At 33.2% G+C, this 19,134-nt stretch carries 25 protein-coding genes; 24 read left to right on the top strand and 1 reads right to left on the bottom strand.

The genetic code is table 11. The annotated features are described in order from the left end of the window. Positions 1–6 precede the first annotated feature (6 nt). On the bottom strand, positions 7–1,551 hold the full coding sequence (gene istA / locus GQ45_RS00300; protein ID WP_047414181.1) for an IS21 family transposase: 1,545 nt from the start codon (positions 1,549–1,551) through the stop codon (positions 7–9). A 231-nt stretch (positions 1,552–1,782) separates the two neighbouring features. On the opposite strand from istA, the gene GQ45_RS00295 reads away from it, so the two are divergent. The 24 genes from GQ45_RS00295 (at position 1,783) to GQ45_RS17710 (ending at position 18,944) form a co-directional block, all read left to right on the top strand. Beyond that, positions 1,783–2,166, top strand: coding sequence for a hypothetical protein (locus GQ45_RS00295; protein ID WP_047414179.1), 384 nt, complete (start codon positions 1,783–1,785; stop codon positions 2,164–2,166). A 21-nt stretch (positions 2,167–2,187) separates the two neighbouring features. Next, entirely contained in the window at positions 2,188–2,484 is a 297-nt protein-coding gene (locus GQ45_RS00290) for a CPCC family cysteine-rich protein (RefSeq protein WP_047414177.1), read from the top strand. Between the two features lie 162 nt (positions 2,485–2,646). Then, the gene (locus GQ45_RS00285; protein ID WP_047414176.1) at positions 2,647–2,982 is read left to right on the top strand and encodes a hypothetical protein; all 336 of its coding nucleotides are present in this window, start codon (positions 2,647–2,649) and stop codon (positions 2,980–2,982) included. 247 nt (positions 2,983–3,229) lie between these two features. Further along, positions 3,230–3,694: a hypothetical protein gene (locus tag GQ45_RS00280; RefSeq protein WP_047414174.1), complete on the top strand. Its 465-nt coding sequence runs from the start codon at positions 3,230–3,232 to the stop codon at positions 3,692–3,694. A gap of 329 nt (positions 3,695–4,023) precedes the next feature. Further along, on the top strand, positions 4,024–4,431 hold the full coding sequence (locus GQ45_RS00275; RefSeq protein WP_047414171.1) for a hypothetical protein: 408 nt from the start codon (positions 4,024–4,026) through the stop codon (positions 4,429–4,431). Positions 4,432–4,593: 162 nt separating this feature from the next. Then, positions 4,594–4,938 carry a hypothetical protein gene (locus GQ45_RS00270; protein WP_047414170.1) on the top strand — a complete coding sequence of 115 codons (345 nt, stop codon included), beginning with the start codon at positions 4,594–4,596 and terminating at the stop codon, positions 4,936–4,938. A gap of 327 nt (positions 4,939–5,265) precedes the next feature. Next, positions 5,266–6,261 (top strand): helix-turn-helix domain-containing protein, encoded by a 996-nt coding sequence (locus GQ45_RS00265; RefSeq protein WP_047414168.1) that lies wholly within the window; start codon positions 5,266–5,268, stop codon positions 6,259–6,261. 358 nt (positions 6,262–6,619) lie between these two features. Then, on the top strand, positions 6,620–6,967 hold the full coding sequence (locus GQ45_RS00260) for a hypothetical protein (protein WP_156125308.1): 348 nt from the start codon (positions 6,620–6,622) through the stop codon (positions 6,965–6,967). Between the two features lie 203 nt (positions 6,968–7,170). Continuing rightward, complete coding sequence (locus GQ45_RS00255) at positions 7,171–7,698, top strand: hypothetical protein (protein WP_052188079.1); 528 nt, start codon at positions 7,171–7,173, stop codon at positions 7,696–7,698. A 190-nt stretch (positions 7,699–7,888) separates the two neighbouring features. Then, positions 7,889–8,365 carry a cupin domain-containing protein gene (locus GQ45_RS00250; RefSeq protein ID WP_047419871.1) on the top strand — a complete coding sequence of 159 codons (477 nt, stop codon included), beginning with the start codon at positions 7,889–7,891 and terminating at the stop codon, positions 8,363–8,365. A 238-nt stretch (positions 8,366–8,603) separates the two neighbouring features. Further along, a complete protein-coding gene (locus GQ45_RS00245) occupies positions 8,604–9,062 on the top strand; it encodes a hypothetical protein (protein ID WP_047414164.1) in 459 nt (152 codons plus the stop codon). 262 nt (positions 9,063–9,324) lie between these two features. Then, positions 9,325–9,885 (top strand): hypothetical protein, encoded by a 561-nt coding sequence (locus GQ45_RS00240; protein WP_156125304.1) that lies wholly within the window; start codon positions 9,325–9,327, stop codon positions 9,883–9,885. Between the two features lie 261 nt (positions 9,886–10,146). Next, positions 10,147–10,623: a cupin domain-containing protein gene (locus tag GQ45_RS00235; RefSeq protein ID WP_047419871.1), complete on the top strand. Its 477-nt coding sequence runs from the start codon at positions 10,147–10,149 to the stop codon at positions 10,621–10,623. Between the two features lie 236 nt (positions 10,624–10,859). Next, complete coding sequence (locus GQ45_RS00230) at positions 10,860–11,369, top strand: hypothetical protein (RefSeq protein ID WP_047414163.1); 510 nt, start codon at positions 10,860–10,862, stop codon at positions 11,367–11,369. Positions 11,370–11,644: 275 nt separating this feature from the next. After that, positions 11,645–11,956, top strand: a complete 312-nt coding sequence (locus tag GQ45_RS00225) for a hypothetical protein (protein ID WP_156125302.1) — start codon at positions 11,645–11,647, stop codon at positions 11,954–11,956. A gap of 238 nt (positions 11,957–12,194) precedes the next feature. After that, positions 12,195–12,563 (top strand): hypothetical protein, encoded by a 369-nt coding sequence (locus GQ45_RS00220; RefSeq protein ID WP_047414159.1) that lies wholly within the window; start codon positions 12,195–12,197, stop codon positions 12,561–12,563. A 210-nt stretch (positions 12,564–12,773) separates the two neighbouring features. Beyond that, positions 12,774–13,358, top strand: a complete 585-nt coding sequence (locus GQ45_RS00215) for a hypothetical protein (RefSeq protein WP_156125300.1) — start codon at positions 12,774–12,776, stop codon at positions 13,356–13,358. Positions 13,359–14,059: 701 nt separating this feature from the next. Further along, positions 14,060–14,896 carry a DUF4886 domain-containing protein gene (locus GQ45_RS00210; RefSeq protein ID WP_047414157.1) on the top strand — a complete coding sequence of 279 codons (837 nt, stop codon included), beginning with the start codon at positions 14,060–14,062 and terminating at the stop codon, positions 14,894–14,896. A gap of 226 nt (positions 14,897–15,122) precedes the next feature. Further along, positions 15,123–15,626, top strand: coding sequence for a hypothetical protein (locus tag GQ45_RS00205; RefSeq protein ID WP_047414156.1), 504 nt, complete (start codon positions 15,123–15,125; stop codon positions 15,624–15,626). Between the two features lie 173 nt (positions 15,627–15,799). Next, positions 15,800–16,261 (top strand): RDD family protein, encoded by a 462-nt coding sequence (locus GQ45_RS00200; protein ID WP_047414155.1) that lies wholly within the window; start codon positions 15,800–15,802, stop codon positions 16,259–16,261. A gap of 384 nt (positions 16,262–16,645) precedes the next feature. Continuing rightward, complete coding sequence (locus GQ45_RS00195) at positions 16,646–16,837, top strand: hypothetical protein (protein WP_047414153.1); 192 nt, start codon at positions 16,646–16,648, stop codon at positions 16,835–16,837. Then, a complete protein-coding gene (locus GQ45_RS00190) occupies positions 16,821–17,333 on the top strand; it encodes an RNA polymerase sigma factor (protein WP_231555130.1) in 513 nt (170 codons plus the stop codon). The genes GQ45_RS00195 and GQ45_RS00190 overlap by 17 nt, the downstream gene beginning before the upstream one ends. A 1-nt stretch (position 17,334) precedes the next feature. Then, complete coding sequence (locus GQ45_RS17450; RefSeq protein WP_052188077.1) at positions 17,335–18,000, top strand: hypothetical protein; 666 nt, start codon at positions 17,335–17,337, stop codon at positions 17,998–18,000. Between the two features lie 164 nt (positions 18,001–18,164). Beyond that, positions 18,165–18,944, top strand: a complete 780-nt coding sequence (locus GQ45_RS17710) for a tetratricopeptide repeat protein (RefSeq protein ID WP_081980836.1) — start codon at positions 18,165–18,167, stop codon at positions 18,942–18,944. Positions 18,945–19,134 lie beyond the last annotated feature (190 nt).

Here is a 19,134-nt window from a genome sequence, read left to right as displayed (position 1 = left end):
TTAAATTTATTTGTAATAATGGCTCCCTCTAATATTGCTATGGTTTGGGATATCTGGTTGATCTTCGATATCTTCATCTAAAGTGTCCCAGCCGTTTTTAAGGATACGCTCTACAATATTGTAGTTATGCGCTCCATAGTCTAATGCTCGCTTACAGGCATTATCTAGCCGTGTATTGCCTACCTTTTTAGTAAGGTGCAATATGCCTAAACACGATTTGTAGGATTGCTCAGGGTGTTGTTTCTTTTCTAATATGTTAATGATTAACACCTTACAATTATTACCAACTTGCTCTGCCCAGGTAATGAATTTTTCACTGCTCCACTCGCTGATAAAGCGGTGATGGGAAGGCATGTGTTCCTTTATCGTGCTATACCCATATTTTTGCTTGTTTCTTGGATGTACCGTAAGCAGTTCCTGCTGGTAGTAAATCTCTACTGCGCTATCTGAGTAAACCATTTTGATACGCTTGCCTATATGCTGATAGGGCAGACTATAATAGTGTTTGTCCTTACTAAAATAAATATGGCTGTTTTTATGAACCGTTGCATTAGCGTAGCGTTTAATCTCATAGCGTTTTGCTGGCAATGGTCTGAGCTGATGCTTTTCAATCTCTTCAAATAACGAATAGCGAGAATATTCACGCCCCCTAAAAGAGGTGCTGTTATGGGTTTTAAGAAGTTCTAATATAGCCTTATTCAGTGCAGCTTTAGTATGGATCGTTTGGTTACGCAATGGCGCAAAGACACGTGTATATATGATACGTACAGCATTTTCGACGATGGCTTTATCTCTAGGTCTGTAGGCTCTAGTTGGAAGTACTGCCGTTTCATAATGCTCAGCAAAATCTATAAAAGTCTCATTTACTTTCGGTTCGTAACGACTACTTTTAGTAACTGCTGCCCTCAAGTTATCGGGCACTAAAGCTTGTGGTACACCGCCATAAAACCAAAGTGCATTTTCTACACAAGCTATAAAGTCTTCTTTCTTTTGGCTCTCACAAGCCTCAACATACGTATATTGGCTACTTCCCAATACACAAACAAAGACTTCTAAATCTTGTATCTCACCTGTGTAACGGTCTACGATGGAAAGCTTCTTACCTGTAAAATCAATAAAAAGTTTATCGCCAGCTTTGTGTGTAAAATGCATCACTGGAGACACTTCTTTAGCCCACTCCCGGTACCAATATCTAAACTGGGAAAGTTTGTAACCATCTGGATGTTTGGAAGCATACTCTTGCCAGAGTAGCTCTTTGGTTACACCCGTTTTGCGCAGTTCTTTGTCGAAATAAGGAAAGTATGTTTCTAGAGTCAATAGTTGTTGGCTCTTACCTTTTTGGTCGGTTTTAAAAAGTCTGTTCAGCTCCTCGAGTGTCATGGAAGACACTTCGTAATTAGTAAGCCCATAGCGCTTAAAAAAGTCAATATATTTAGTGATGGTATTACGTGATAGCCCTGTGATTAGGCTTATTTGACGCTTACTGACTCCTTCACTGTAAAGTTTGAAAATCTGTTTTATTTTTCGCATTTCTATTTGTTTGTTGGCCATAATATCTTTTTATAAAAAGATATTTAAAGCTTTACAAATAGAATCGATTTTTAGTGGTTCACTTTCGTCCGCCGCAAGTGGTTCACTTTCACCCGCTCCACTATGATCACTTTAATCCGCTGTAGGTGGTATACTATGCCCGTTTTTTGCAGCTAAGTACGCAGACGGAAACGAAAAGGTTTCCTTGCCTCCGCACTACTCATAGCTTTGACGTTGTATGCAATTTGAGAAATGAACCGAAAAACGATAATATTTAGTGGAATAATATTAATTCTAATCGGAATTGGATTGTGGAATTACGGTTTTTTTAGCCGATTTAATTACTTAACAGCAAAATCGGATATTGCAAATAATTCACCTCAAAAAATATTAGTTGGAGAATTAACGATTTCACCAATTGAAATGGATAAAATAAGTCAGAAATACGGGTTTACCAACGTCGGATTTGGGTGTGTAGTGAGCGGAACTGAATTAAATGGAATCGAAATTTACAACGCCGAAATTGACAAGTATTTGACCAATAAAAACGGAACTGATTGGAAAGTAGAATATTTAAAAGAAATAGACTCATTGACTGAAATAAAACAGCGAGAGTGGATAAAACAGTTTGAATAAAATATTAAGGAGAATAGAAAAATGAAATGGAAATGGTATAAACCAAAGAGTTCAAAACTTAAATATCAATGTCCTTGCTGTGATTATGTTAGTCTACCAGAAAGAGGAAGTTATTTAATTTGTCCAATATGTTTTTGGGAAGATGACGGAATTGACGTTAATGAACTTGACATTCATTCCGGACCTAATCATATAACTTTGAGAGAAGGCAGAGAAAACTTTGTGAAATATGGTGCGTGCGATTCAAAGATGGTTAAGAATGTAATCTCTGAAGAAAAACGAAAAAACTTTGAATTATTAAAAAGGAATCTAAAATAAAAACTGCATACAACAATGGCTATAAGTAATTGCTTGTTCTCGCCTACTTTGGAAATTCCTGCGGAATTTCCAACTTGGTGTGTACTTGCAAAGTTAACCGCTAACCCACGCAACTACTCATAGCCGAGACCGTTAGCTTTAATAATAAAAAAACAATTTAATATGAAAAATAAAAAAATTCTAATCGGAACTTTAACTTTAATTGTGTTTGCATTTATTGCGTTTACACAAATTAGTGCAACTAAGAAAAATAATAAAACTGCTTTAACGAGTTTGGAAATTAAGGGAGACAGTAAGGAGGAGTTAAAGAACTTTGACTGGAAAACTATTGAAGAGATGTTTAAGGAAAATGATCCTGAACAAAATATTTCTATTGCGGTTATTCTTTTAAAAGGATCTGACCGTGACGATAATTTAAGATTAGAATTAACTGGAAAAACAGAAGATATTGGTATTCTTACGGGAAAACTTAAAAAATCAATTGAAAGTCTGAATTAAAGTTAACTAAAATTGAGAAAAATTAAGTGCGAAAAAACTAAAGCTAACAATGACTATACTTAATGCGGGCTTAGATTTTTAAGCCAAAGTCAGTGTCTATTTATAATATCGCTAAATCTTTGGGATTTAGCTTTGGACAAAAAAGAAAAAGCGAAACCCAAAGGTTTAGCTTAGCGCGAGACTGGAAATCCGTTGGATTTCCGCCCCACACTAAGCATAGCCGAGCCGTTGTAATCAATAGCTCCAAATGAAAAGAAAACTCTTATTTATTATTATTCTTTTTCAAATTCCTCTTCTAATGTCTGGACAAAATGACAATAATTTCGAAGTTCAAGCTGATGCAGCGTCTAACACGGAACTTCAAGTTTTTCAAAAAAAGTTTAATGTTTGGATTCAGTCAATTAAGAATGATACTCTTAAAACAGTTTATAAACCTGAAAGAATGATAAACAACTTCATTCTATTTTCAGAAGACGGACTAATGATGAAAGACTTAAAATTCCATTCCTCTGAATCTTGTAAAACCGAAATCATTGCAAGTCTCCCAAATCAGGAAAACAAAGCTGACGAAATGGACTGGATTTATGTTACTTTAGAAAGTCAAGTTAATAAAACTGAACTAATAGAAATATTAACTTTCTTTCGAGAAAAAAATATTGAATATAGATTTGGGCAAGAAGACGAATTTATTCCACAAATGATTAAAAAATAAATAATTGCGAACGGACTTCAATCAGACGCAACTGTTGCGCAGATGGACTTCACTCGGGCGGAAAAAATAAGGAAACACAATCGTTCGTTCTTACTCATGCGTGTCGCTACTGATTACAACAATGCCTAAACGTAATGCGGACTTTAGGGCTAAATCAAAAGGTCTGTGTATATTTATGGTGTCGCTAAATCTTATGGATTTAGCTTTAGACAAGAAAAAATAAATCAAAACAATAAGCTTTAGCTTCGTGCTCAGACGGAAACGAAAGGTTTCCTTGCCTCCGCACTACGCTTAGCCGAACCGTTGGCAAACATTTGAAAAACAGAACTATGAAAATAAAATATAACGAAAAAGAAAAGTCGATTGAAATAAATGACGGATTAAAAACACAGTATTTATTGATAAAAATGATGCTGATTTTTACTCTTATTAATTCTATTCTTTTTCCTCTTTTTGTTTTAGAAAAAAAGCAATTAGAATGGATGGGATTTATTTGGATAATTCTTGGTTTGGCATCTATAATTATGTTGATTTATCAAATAATGAAAAAATCGACATCTGAAAAACTGAATTTATCCGAAATCAGTTCGCTGATAGAAAAGCAAATTTTTGGACGAAAAAGGTTCAGTCTGAAATTGAAAAATGGAAAATTGAGAGACTTAATGGAAATGAAAAACGAATCGGATATTAAAGAAGCTAAAGAGCTATTTAAAAATATCGGAATTCAAATAAGCTGAAAAAAATAAAAAACGATTTGCCAACACCGTATAAAATTAATGGCTAGTTCTCGCCTACTTACGAAAATCCTCTCGGATTTTCTATCTGGTGTTTATTTGCTAAATTAGGTGCTTAAACACGCCACTAATCTTATACAATCACGTTAGCAAATATTTGAAAAAATGAAAAATTCAGACAAGACCATAAACCATTTAGGGTTAAAATTAAATGGAAAAATTTATGGACTTGCACCGGTTCAAGCAGAAGGTACAATCGATACCAATCAATTTTACTTCAGGGCTAAATACGATGAATGGAGTTTTGCTATCTCTGAAAACCCAGAATTTGACCCTGTAGATATTCAAAATATAGAAAACGGACTAAAATATGGCTTTTACAAAGAGAGCGAATATGCAAAAAAAGGTTCATACTCTGCAAGCTATATGGACCCAACAGAAACAGAAAAAATAATAATAGAATGCTGTAAAGAGTATCAAGAAATAAAAAAAGCTAAGAAGCGGAATTGATAAGCTTTACGCAAAATGCACTTCTTACTCAAACGCAACTGTAATGTTGATGGACTTTTTACTCGCGCGGAGTTGAAAAACTAAATGGAGAAACCTTACTCGGGCGGAAAAAACATTTGCTAACACAACCTAAACGTAATGCGGACTTTAGGGCTAAAACGAAAGGTCTGTGTATATTTACTAAGTCGCTAAATCTTATGGATTTAGCTTTGGACAAGAAAAAATAAAACTAAACAATAAGCTTTAGCTTCGTGCCCAGACGGAAACGAAAAGTTTCCTTACCTCCGCACTACGCTTAGCTAAAACGTTATGCAATATTGAATTTAGATGAACCAAGAAGTAATAAATATTTTATTGTACAATTCCGAAAGTCCAACTTTAGACTTTAAGAAAGAGGACTATAGACTTGGTAAACATTTAAAGAAAAATGATATTCTTAAAGACTTGATGGCGTTGGCCAATCATCCATCAAATGAAGATAAATATATATTTGTAGGGGTTAAAGAGAGTAATGGAATGGCAAGCGAATTCTTTAATATTAATGATCCATTGGACGATGCAAATTACCAAGAATTCATAAAGGAAAACATCGAACCTGAACTGCAATTTGAATATAGGAATTTTGAATATAATGGAAAGCTAATTGGTTACCTCAAAATATTTGATAACAGTGCGCGGCCATATCTTTTTAAAAAAGACGTAAAAAAACCTGGAACTAATGAAATAGAATACAGACGGGGAGACGGATTTATAAGGGTTGGAAGTTCAACAAATAAAATTACCCGTAAGGACCTTGAAATTATTTATGATAATAGGTTTAAGTCTAAAGACAGAAAGAATGATTTGAAAATAACTCCAATTGTTGGAATTCCTGATGACAGTGAGCTTTATGAACTTGGATTTCGCTACTTAGATATTGAAATTCTAAATACTTCAAATAAATCAATAGAATTCGAGATTGATTTGGAGGTTTTTAGGTCAAACGACCATGTGTTAATAACAGAAAAAGAGGTCCGTCAAATACAACGAGAAAATCATCAAAATAGTCATTCTATTTTTGGAACATCAGGTCCAATTATTAGTTTTTCTGATCCATTTTTTAGTTCTAAGGATACTGGTGCTTCAATAATACTCTCTGATATGCGAGCTTCACAATATAGGCTGGCTCAGAAAGGTTCATTGAAAGATGTTTTCAACCAAAACTTATTACTGGGAGTAAAAAGAATGAATCCAGTCCAAGGTAAAATAACTATAAGAAGTGATGACTTCACAACTGGTTTGCTGGAATTGGACTTGACGTTTGAAATTCCAAACATTGCATAACAATGGCTATAGCAAATAGGGCAAAAAGTGTTAAATTTAATGACTTGGGCTTGTTTATTAAGTCCGCCAAATCTTTTGGATTTGGCTTTTAAAATGAAAAATATAAAAACAAAACAAAAAGCTTTGGCTACAAGCACAGACGGAAACGAAAAGTTTCCTTGCCTGCCCTACTTGCCATAGCCGAGCCGTTGTAGTGCATTTGCGCAAAACCGATATGCTAAAGACAATACGAGTCACATTTTACATAATTTTGTTCCTTTTTTTATTGGACGTTTTCGACTTGTTTCAAACCAAAATCGGATTTTTAAAAGCAATTATTTATTACGGGATTTTGATTATAACAATTCCTTTACTCATAATGGAATTTAAACACAATCGAAATTTGTCTGAACCGATTTTAAGAAAGTTAATCCCAATTTTGACAATTATCGGACTGATTTATTTGAATCCATCAAAAATATTATTTCATACTCAAACTTGGAAAACTCAAACGGTTGAACTGATTAATGAAAATAGAGGTAATCATAAAGTAGAATTCCAAATGAAAGATATTGGAGCTTTAGGATATGAGAAACGAAACGCTGAAGTATTTTATTTGACAAAGTATTTTTATTTAGTACTATCCGAAAATTATGACGCACGGAATTTTATCGGAACTGACTGGAAAAGAGTTGACGAAAATATTAATGAAATTGGACTTAAATAAAACGTCGGACTTCACTCTGACGTGCCAAATAGATACAAAAATAAAAAACGCACTACAACACCGCCTATAATTTATTGCTAGGTCACTGCCGACTTACGAACATTCCTTCGGAATATTCTATCTGTGTTTTTTTGCTATCTTAGTGCCGAGCCACGCAACAAACCATAGCCCAACCGTTGGCAACAAGCTGAAAAAAATCCCGAATGAATCAAAATCTGGAACAAATATTTGAATTAGAAACTGCCGAAAAATATAACGAGGCGTATTCTGAATATCAAAAACTGATTTCGGAAAATAATGCGGATTTTGAAACGTGGAAATATTATTTCTTCTTTTTGTGGTCTATGCTTGAAGATGTGAACGGACTTTTTAAAAAAGATATTGACTTACGAACCGAATTGGAATCCGAATTAAAAAACGGACTGAAAAAATACTCGGAATTAGCTGAATTTAATTTTATTGCTGGATATACAATTTCTATTTTCCCTTACGAGTTTGGAGATTACGAGGAATTGGAAATTAAAGGGAAAGAAATGCTGAAAAAAGCGTTTGAATTAGAACAATCTAACCCGATTTACAAAATGGTTTATTTAGGTTCAAAGAGTCTGAATGACAAAGAACAGAGTTTATATAAAAAGGCTTGTGCTGAATCAAAACTGATTTTAAAAACAAAACATAGCGGAAAAGGATTATTGAACGAATATTATAATCAAGTATTTAATCGTGAATAAGAAAAGCCAGTTGCCAACACCGTATAAAATTAATGGCTAGTTCTCGCCTACTTACGAAAATCCTTGCGGATTTTCTATCTGGTGTTTATTTGCTAAATTAGGTGCTTAAACACGCCACTAATCTTATACATAAACGTTGTACGCAAGCATGAAAATCGGAACAAACAAGAAATATTTAAATATCAAGAAAATGAAAAAATCAATTTTCCTCCTATTAGTTTTAACCTCTGTATCCGTATTTTCCCAAAATTCAGATTACAAGATATCCTCATATTTAACAGATGGAACAAAAGCGCCAAATACTCATTATATCGGAGAAGCTTGGTTGAATGCAATTATTCACGATGATGAGGAATTGGGTTATAACATTACAAAAGCAACTTTTAAAGCAAACTCAACCTTGGACTGGCATAAACATGGAACGGCGCAAGTCTTAATAATTGTAGATGGAGAAGCCTATTATCAGGAGAGAGGAAATGAGCCTGTTATTTTGAAAGAAGGAGATGTAATTAAATGTGAAAAAGACATCGAACATTGGCATTCATCTACCAAGTTTAGTGATGTAACGTATTTGGCTTTATATGGTGGTGGACAACCAACTTCTTGGACTGAAGTAGTAACGCAGGAATATTATGACGAGATAGCGGAAAAATTAAAAAGTAAGTAAATAATACACTCGGACGGAAATGCCAGCGTACAACAACACCTATAAACAATACGGGTTTCGGGCTTAAACGAAAGGTCTGTGTATATTTATGAGGTCGCGAAATCTTTGGGATTTCGCTTTTGACACCAAAAAAGAAAAAACAAAACAAAAAGATTTCGCTATGTGCGTCGCGGAATGCAAACGATAGTTTGCTCCCGTACTGTTCATAGCTCAGACCGTTGTCATTAATTTACAAAAAATGAAAAAACTAATCGCCATAATCGTTTTGCCGTTACTTTTTATTAACTGTCAAAATAACGAACGGACAGCAAAGTTAGAGACGGAAATCGAGGGATTAAAAAGACGGAATGATTCACTCGTGAACATTGTGAATGGAATAAAGGAAAAGTATGTGTTCGATAATGTTGCGGTAAGAACAATTCCCAGCTATAAGAATACGGATAAGCTTAATTCAATATCCAGAAACGAAATTGTATTTATAGCGTATAATGATGAAGGAAAAAGCAGAGTTATGTTTAATGAATCCCAAGAAAAAGGGGCTAAATACAAGGACACTCTTCAAATGGAAAATGGAGCTTTCATCCTTGAACGCAAATTGACCGAAGAAAAAAACTTCTTTAGTGGATTCGTTGAAACTCAAAACGATTATGGAAAGGTCTTTGGGACTAACATATCGATAGGAGTTTTAGCGCAATAAAACTAATGACAACAATGCCTAAACGTAATGCGGAATTCAGGGCAAAATCGGAAGGTCTGTGTATATTTATAATATCGCTAAATCTTTGGGATTTAGCTTTAGACAAGAAAAAAATAAATCAAAACCAAAAGCTTTAGCTTCGTGCGCAGACGGAAACGAAAAGTTTCCTTACTACCGCACTACGCTTAGCCTAGTCGTTGGGCACAAGTAAACTGAAAATGGAAAGTTTATGAAAAATGAGTTAAAATCATTAAATTAGAATATGATTTTAGATACTAAAAGACTTATTGGTTGGATTGTCTTTGTGATTTGCACTTTACTAATTCCGTTTATTGCAATGAGATTTACTGATGAAATAAACTGGGACTTGACCGATTTCTTAATAATGGGAATTGTATTGATCGGAATAGGAATCGCCTATGAAATTGTCTCGATAAAATCAAAAAAAACCACCTATAAAATGGCTTTTGTAATAGGACTTTTGGGTGCCTTTTTGCTATTCTGGGTGAACGGTGCTGTGGGAATTATAGGCAGTGAAAACCAAGATGCCAATCTTTTGTTTGGTGCAGTTTTTTTGGTAGGTCTGGTAGGTGCTCTGATTTCTCGATTTAAGGCCAAAGGAATGTCAAAAACTTTATTAGTTGCATCTGTTGTTCAAATGATGGTACCAATGATAGCAATAATTATTTGGCCACCATCAGAAATTTCATGGTCACCAAGTGTGCCTGGAGTTTTTTTATTAAGCGGATTTTTTGCTTTTCTGTTTTATTTATCGAGCATGCTATTTAAGCGCTCTGCGAACAATCAATTGAATTTGCACTAAACAAATAAAAAACCTGTGCCCAACAACGGCTATAATTAATGCGGGCTTTGGTGTTTAGTTCAGTGCTTTGAGTATATTTATAAAGTGCGCAAAATCAGTTTGATTTTGCTTTGAAAGCTAAAAATTAAAACAAAAAAAACTGCTTTTGCTTAGTGCTTAGTTGGAAATCCGTCGGATTTCTGCCCCGCACTAATCATAGCCCAAACGTTGTACGCAAGCATGAAAATCGGAACAAACAAGAAATATTTAAATATCAAGAAAATGAAAAAATCAATTTTCCTCCTATTAGTTTTAACCTCTGTATCCGTATTTTCCCAAAATTCAGATTACAAGATATCCTCATATCTAACAGATGGAACAAAAGCGCCAAATACTCATTATATCGGAGAAGCTTGGTTGAATGCAATTATTCACGATGATGAGGAATTGGGTTATAACATTACAAAAGCAACTTTTAAAGCAAACTCAACCTTGGACTGGCATAAACATGGAACGGCGCAAGTCTTAATAATTGTAGATGGAGAAGCCTATTATCAGGAGAGAGGAAATGAGCCTGTTATTTTGAAAGAAGGAGATGTAATTAAATGTGAAAAAGACATCGAACATTGGCATTCATCTACCAAGTTTAGTGATGTAACGTATTTGGCTTTATATGGTGGTGGACAACCAACTTCTTGGACTGAAGTAGTAACGCAGGAATATTATGACGAGATAGCGGAAAAATTAAAAAGTAAGTAAATAATACACTCGGACGGAAATGCCAGCGTACAACAACACCTATAAACAATACGGGTTTCGGGCTTAAACGAAAGGTCTGTGTATATTTATGAGGTCGCGAAATCTTTGGGATTTCGCTTTTGACACCAAAAAAGAAAAAACAAAACAAAAAGATTTCGCTATGTGCGTCGCGGAATGCAAACGATAGTTTTCTCCCGTACTGTTCATAGCTTAGACCGTTGTAAAACATTTCCAATATGGGATTTAATCTTATAGAATATTTTTATCCAAAAGAGATAATTCTGGTAGATTTTGATTTCGGAAATGACACTTTTACTAATCGATTTCAAAAATATATTGAGAATGATAGAGGATATTTCTCAGACGAATTTTTTAGTACGGAAAAAACATATTTAGGAAAGATAGATTCAACTGAATTTATATTAAGAAAAAAAAGAAAGTTTATGAATCCGAATATGTCTCCTGCCAATGCAAATGGAAAAATTTTTGGAGATAAAGACAGAACGAACATAAAAATCGAAATCAACGGAAATGATGAATTTAATGGTTTTGGAAAAATCTTTGCTCATCTGTTCTTTTTAATAATTTTCATTACAATTATTATTACTGAAGCATATCCCCTGTTAATTTTATTTATTCCTTTTTCTATAGCCTTTTTGGCTTTTATCCATTTTATGCAAGTAAAAAAAATGAAGGAATTCAAAGAAAATTTAATGAACATTCTGAATCAATTACGGGATGAATAAAACGTTTTACAACAACACCTATAAACAATACGGGCTAAGGTCTTAAAAGCTAAGGTTTACGTATTTTTATAAGGTCGCGAAATCTTTGGGATTTCGCTTTTGACAAAAAAAGTAAAAACAAAACACAAAGATTTCGCTATGTGTGTGGCGGAAAGCAAACGCTAGTTTGCTCCCGTACTGTTCATAGCTTAAACGTTGTAAACAATATGAAAAACTGGATTTATTTAGTGTTTATAATATGTTGCTTTAGCTGTAAAGCACAGGAAAAAAAATGTTTGGACTATAGGACCGGAGAATTTAATTATGTACTAGAAAATAGGCCGGAATTGGTTATTCGAACTGACTCAACTCAAATAGAAATTAATCCAATAACTAAAGTAGAGGTCTATTCGTCAATTAAATGGAAGTCGGATTGCGAATACGTAATGACTTATACTAAAATATTAAATTACCCTGAAGACGCTAGTCATATGATTGGACAAAAAATAAACGTAAAAATAATTAGTACTGATTCTGGCGGATATAAAGTTCACGCAACGAGTCCTTTAATTGATAATATTTTGGGATTTGTAAAAGTGGACAAATAAATACTGTTTACAACAATACCTATAAGTAATGCGGGGTTTGTTGTTTAATTTAAAGTAAGCGTATATTTACTATGTCCGCAAAATCTTTTCGATTTTGCTCTGGCGAAAAAATATAAATCAAAACAAAAAGCTTTTGCTACGTGCGAAGATGGAAACAAAAAGGTTTCCTTCCCTCCGCACTACTCATAGCTGAAGCGTTGTGTTTCATTTGATAACTCACTCCTAAAATTTCAATTTAATGAATGAATTTAATCCGGATGAATTTCCTAAAAACTTGACCGCACTGGAGGTGGAAAAACTAGCTGTATTGAATATTAGAAATCCGATTTCTGATTTGTGGAAACAAATTGCGATAAAATTAACGACAGAACAAAAAGTGAGGATTAACAAAAAAGTAGATAGCTTAAATTACTCTAAGTCTGAAAAATTAGCTTCTTTCGGAATTAAATCAATGGATGATGAAACTTGGAAAAGTTTGATTGAAGTAAAAAATAAACCCAAATTTTTTGGGAATATGGGTGAGCCTACAACTCCGTCAGAATTCAAAAATAAATATGACGTTTGGCCGCCTGGATATGACAAAAATGGAAATAAAATTGAGGACTAAAAATAACGAAAACACAACAACGGCTATAATTAATGCGGTCTTTGGGGTATAATTAAGTGGTTTGTGTATATTTATAATGACCGCAAAATCAGTTTGATTTTGCTTTGAGATAAAAAATTAAAACAAAAAAACTGCTTTTGCTTAGTGCGTAGTTGGAAATCCGTCGGATTTCTGCACCGCACTAATCATAGCCCAAACGTTGCCCACAATTTGAAAAAGAAGTTAGCTTACATATTACTTTTGGTTTTTCTGTTACATTTTGGATGTAAAGAAAACCCTAAAATTGATTATAGGAATTTGGATAAGGAGAAAACTACCGAACTTCTGACACTAATAATCAATGACTCAACTGACCTGTATATGGATTCTAGTTGTATAAGCGAAAACAATAGATTTCTTCATACCATATTTACAACTGACCTTAATAATTTTATCAAAACGGAATTAGAAATAAAAAAAGACTCGCACTTAAAAACGCAACTGGAATTATTTCATAATTATCGAATAACAAAAGACATGGCTTTTGGAAAACAAATTATTACAGTAACTGAGTTTAAAGAATTTGCGGAAAAAGCAGAAAATGGAAATTATCTATTCTGGCCTTGGGTGGAATCAAATTGTGTAAATGGTTATATCTCAATAAGCAAACCAATTTTTAATGAAAAATTTGACAAAGCACTTATAATAATTGGCTCAATGTGTGGAGGAAAATGTGGTGGAGGAGAAACTCGGACTTATCAATTGGAAAATGGCAAATGGACAATTACGAAAACGGAATTTGAATGGATAAGCTAAAATAAAAACTGTGGGCAACAATAGCTATAAGTAATGCGGGGTTTGGTGAATAATCTAAAGTAAGCGTATATTTACTATGTCCGCAAAATCTTTTGGATTTTGCTCTGGCGAAAAAATATAAATCAAAACAAAAAGCTTTTGCTACGTGCGAAGACGGAAACAAAAAGGTTTCCTTGCCTCCGCACTACTCATAGCTGAAGCGTTAGCAAAAATATCCAAAGACAGCAAAAACTGAACTTAAATCGAGCTGGCTAAACGGAGTCTTTTAAGGAGAAAAAAGACGGAATTAAAAAAGCAAAACGAAAAGATTACGCAGACAGAATTTACAAACTTTGTGTAGTTGGAATTGAAAAGCAAAGCGCAAAGATTACGCAGACAGAATTTACAAACTTTGTGTAATTGGAATTGAAAAGCAAAACGCAAACTTTACGCAGTCGGAATTGAAAAACTGAACGGAAAAACTGAGCAGTGAATCTGAACGCAGAAAAAATATACTTTTGCTAACAACGGCTATAATTAATGCGGGCCTTGGTGTTTAATTCTGTGCTTTGTGTATATTTATAAAGTCCGCAAAATCAGTTTGATTTTGCTTTGAGATAAAAAATTTAAAACAAAAAAAACTGCTTTTGCTTAGTGCTTGGTTGGAAATCCGTCGGATTTCTGCACCGCACTAATCATAGCCCAAACGTTACCTGTAATTTATGAAAAAGATTCTGCTAATACTTTTAATACTTGTTTCTGTTAATTGTAAATCTCAAGACATAAAAGCAACAGAAAAAATTAATGTTCTATTCATTGGCAATAGTTTAACCTATTACCATGATATGCCTGAAACTTTACAAAAAATGGTGAATGAGACTAACTCGAATTTTAACATTGAGCATAGTACATTCCCTGGTATGCCGTTATATGGGCATTTGAACGACATAATTGAATCACGAACTGAGAATGGAATTAATACTCGGCAAAAAAAAGAAGGAGAAAAAACCGAAACGGAAATTAAGTTGTCCGAAAAGGATTGGGATATTTTAATTCTTCAAGAAGGGACTGTTAGACTTTTAATTCCAGAGGCTAAAGAATATAAAGTAGAAACTGCAATTGCAGGAATAAAGAATCGAATTTCAAATAAAGATTGCAAGTTTATTTTATTTAAAACTTGGCCTTCAAAAGAGGAATACCCAAAACAATACTGTTATTCCAAATCGTCGATTAATCATTCATTAGAAAATGATAAGTATTGTTCACCAGAAATAAAGAGCTTAGAACAAGAAATTGAATTAATCAATGAATCATATGATTCAGTGGCTGAAAAATATGGACTCATAACATCTGAGAATGGGAATAAGGTTTATGAAATATTGACTGAATATCCAAATATCAATGTTTATGAGGACAATATTCATCCTAACAAATATGGAGCATTTCTAAATGCTTGTGTTTTTTATCAAATGCTAACAAACAAAAAAGCATCTAAACTAAAATTCGTCGGAGAAATTGAACCAACCATAGCAGAATTATTGAAAAATATTTCGGAATAAAAACTACAGGTAACAACGGCTATAATTAATGCGGACTTTGGTGTTTTGAACAAAGGTTTGTTTATATTTATAATGACCGCAAAATCAGTTTGATTTTGCTTTTGAGAAAAAAAATTAAAACATAACAAACTGATTTTGCTTAGGGCGTAGTTGGAAATCCGTCGGATTTCTGTACCGCACTAATCATAGCCCGAGCGTTGTGTATAATGCGGAAAAACCGTTTCGAATGAAAAAAATATTGCTTCTTTTATTATTTACGACTTCCATTTATGGACAAATATTTGAAGTAAATTCGGATGAAGAATTATGTGGGCAAATTCAATTGGCAATGGAATATATTAAAGCTGACAAAGAATTAAAAACTCGGAATTTTAGATTCGACTCTAAAATTGGAAACGGATGGAATTACGGAATGTATTTTTCGACAGAATATGTTGCTTATCAACTTGACATTGAAAAAGAGAAAGTCTTTGAATTTGACAAAACAAAAACATATCCGATTTCCAAAAAACTGGAAAACACCAAACGTGAAATAAAAGACTTGAAATTAGATTGCGTGAATAAAAAAAGAAAACCCAACGTTGAATTTTCAAAACTCGATAAAGACAACTTACTGATTGATATAACAACAAACAGAGTTGGAAAAGAAGGTTCGAACGGAACAGCATATTTGTTCTTTTTTGAGAATGGGGAAATCTTGAAAGTCTATAAAGAATATTGGATTGAATAAAAAAGCACTATACACAACAATGTATAACCGCAATTACGGCGGATTCAACTACGTCCGAATCCACTCGGAATTGCTAAAGTCAGTGCTAAACCGGAAATTAACGCATATTAATCCGTAACTGCGGTTATACGAACCGTTACCATACATTTCCCCAAAAAAATCAAACAAACTAAATGGAACAAATACAAACTCAACCAAATATTGGAAAACGGGTATTAGCTGGATTTATAGATTATTTTATAATTTATGCTGTCACATTTTTCCTCGCTTACACGCTCGGCGAACCGAATGACGAAGGTGGTTATTCATTAAATGGCGCGCCAGCCTTAATTCCAATGATTTTCTGGCTGTTTATGACGGTTGGACTTGAACAACTTTTCGGAGCAACTTTTGGAAATGGACTAGTTGGATTAAAACCAATTTCAATTCTTGAACATATTGATGGACGGATTTACAAAAATGCAATTCAAAAATCAACTTTTGGGCAATCCTTTAAAAGACACCTTCTTGACCTTATAGATATGTTCTTTTTTGGTCTTGTTGCAATAATTACGATTAAAAATTCTGAAAAAAATCAGCGATTGGGAGACCTATGGGCAAAAACCACCGTCATAAAAATAGAAGACGAAAAATAAAAAACGAATAAAAACGTATGGTAACAATACCTATAATTAATGCGGACTTTGGTTTTTAATTCAATGGTTTGTGTATATTTATAAAGACCGCAAAATCAGTTTGATTTTGCTTTGAGATAAAAAATTAAAACAAAAAAAACTGCTTTTGCTTAGTGCCTAGTTGGAAATCCGTCGGATTTCTGCACCGCACTAATCATAGCCGCAACGTTATGTGCAAGCGGAAGAAAAAACTTCAGGAATAACATCAATCTTCTTCTCTGAACTTCACTAAAAGTTTAAGCTGAATTCTTGACTGAAAAAATTTTCTTCAAAAAGTGTGATTTTGAGAACCATTGTGCGAATAATTAAGAAAAGACGAATACTTCTTAATAAAATCTAACTAAAATGGAACACAAAAACATCAGATTAATTATTGTTATCGTTACAGCTTTTACAATACTCGCAACAGGTTGTAGCATTTCAATAACGAGAAATTATTATAGTGCAAAACCAAAAGCCCCAATAAAGACAGACAGTACAACCTATGTATTAAAATTAGGTTCTCAAACGTACAAACCGAATGATGGACAAAAATAGAACAGCCAATTTTCTTGTTATTGTTGAGAACAATAAAGGTATTCTATTTAAAGTCGCAAACTCATATTGTCTGAATATTGAAGACAGAAAAGACCTCGTTCAAGAAATTATTTTGCAATTGTGGAAATCATTTGACAGCTACAACGAAAAATTTAAATATTCAACTTGGATATACCGAATTTCCTTGAATGTAGCTATATCGTTCTACAGGAAAGAGAGAAGTAGAAAACGGATTTCAAACCCGCTTACAACAGATATTTTCGATTTTTCCGACAAAGAAATATCTGATGAAAAAGAAACCAACTTGGGAATATTGAATCATATAATTTCAGAATTAAATGATTTGAACAAAGCCCTAATGTTGCTATATCTCGAAGAAAAAAGTTATAAGGAAATTTCAGAAATCATCGGAATTACAGAAACCAATGTTGCAACAAAAATTGGCAGAATTAAAAGCATACTAAAAACGGAATTCAATCAACTTAAAATTCAATAAAATGGAAAATATAGAACTTATAAATATTTGGAAAGAGCAAAATGTCAAAATAGAAAAAACATTGACAATTAATAAATTACTTTTAAAAGAGACTATTGGCAGAAAGGCAGAATCTACTTTAAACGGCTTGGTTAAATTAAAAACGGCAGGAATAGTAGCTTTTGTATTTTATCTTCTCATCTTAGGCTACGCCTTGTTTTATGCTATTTCAAATTATTCTTCGGCAAGTAATTATTTTATTGTTTCAGTTTCAGCAATCGCTTTGATAAATATAAAAGGGTTTGCAGACTATATTAAACATCTTGCTTGGACAAAAAATATAAATTACGATGGTAGCATAATGGAAATTCAGAAACAATTATCAAGACTTCAACTTTCCATAATTGACCACGCCAAAATTATGTGTTTACAATTTCCCTTTTTTACAACATTTTATTTGAGTGACAATTGGTTTCCACAAAACGTAGGATTACCTTATATTATCTTTCAAATAATCCTAACAGGTAGTTTTATTTACTTTTCCTTTTGGTTGTATAAAAATCACAAACTCGAAAACTTAAATAAAAAATGGTTTAGAAATTTAATAGCAGGTTCGGGCGGAAAATCCGTTGAAAAAGCCATTGAATTCTACAGAGAAATAGAAGAATTTGAAAAGGAAAATGGTTGAATAAAAAAAGCCAGCACATAACAACGTATATAAAAAATAGCGGTTTAGGTGCTAACCTGAACCGTTTTTGTCTTTAATTAAGTATCTTGCTTTTCGAAAAGTTAGTACTTAAAAATCCGCTACTTTTCATATACAAACCGTTGTAAAACATTTTGAAAAAACCAATGATTAAACAAATAACGTTTCTAATTCTGACTTTCGTAAGCATTAATGTAATTGGACAAAATGCGGAAGAATTAAATGAACAGTCAAAAAAATTAATTGAACAACAGAAATTTGAAGAAGCTATTCCTATTTTAAAACAAGCTGCTGAATTAGGAAATGCAGAAGCTCAATATAATCTAGGTTACAGTTATCGTGCTGGAGTTGGCGTTGAACCGAATACAGAAAAAGGAATTGAATGGTTTGCTAAATCGGCTGACCAAGGATTTAACGATGGACTTTATCAAATGATGATGGCATATGGAAATGGAGATGGAGTTGAGCAAGACTATAAAAAAGCTTTTGATTTTGGGCTAGAATGTGCTGAAAATGGAGACGGAACTTGCATGTGGAATATAGTTAATTGTTACTATTCTGGGATGGGAGTAGAGAAAAATATGGATAAAATGCTGGAATGGGCAACTAAACTTGGAAAGTTAGAAAATCCTGAAAATTTGACTAAAAGTGGTTACATAACTTCTACTAGATTACAACTTGCTCAAATGTACAGAGATGGTGGAGAATTGGAAAAAGACTTATTTAAAAGCTATCAATGGTTTTTAATATTCAATGAGTTTAAGAAAGACTTCTCTTACATTCAACAACAACAGATTGTAAAAGAAATACAAGAATTAGAAACTAAATTGACTTCTGACCAAAAAGCGAATGGACAGAAAGAAGCCGAAAAATTATTGCGCAGACCATTGAAAAATATGGAAAACCTATACAAAGCCGAATTATAAAAAACGTTTTACAACAATACCTATAAGTAATGCGGGGTTTGGTATTTAATTTAAAGTAAGCGTATATTTACTATGTCCGCAAAATCTTTTCGATTTTGCTCTGGACAAAAAATATAAATCAAAACAAAAAGCTTTTGCTAAGTGCGAAAACGGAAACAAAAAGGTTTCCATGCCCCCGCACTACTCATAG

It is taken from the genome of Cellulophaga sp. Hel_I_12, assembly GCF_000799565.1.
Lineage (GTDB): Bacteria > Bacteroidota > Bacteroidia > Flavobacteriales > Flavobacteriaceae > Cellulophaga.
This window is presented reverse-complemented; position numbering and strand designations above follow the sequence as displayed.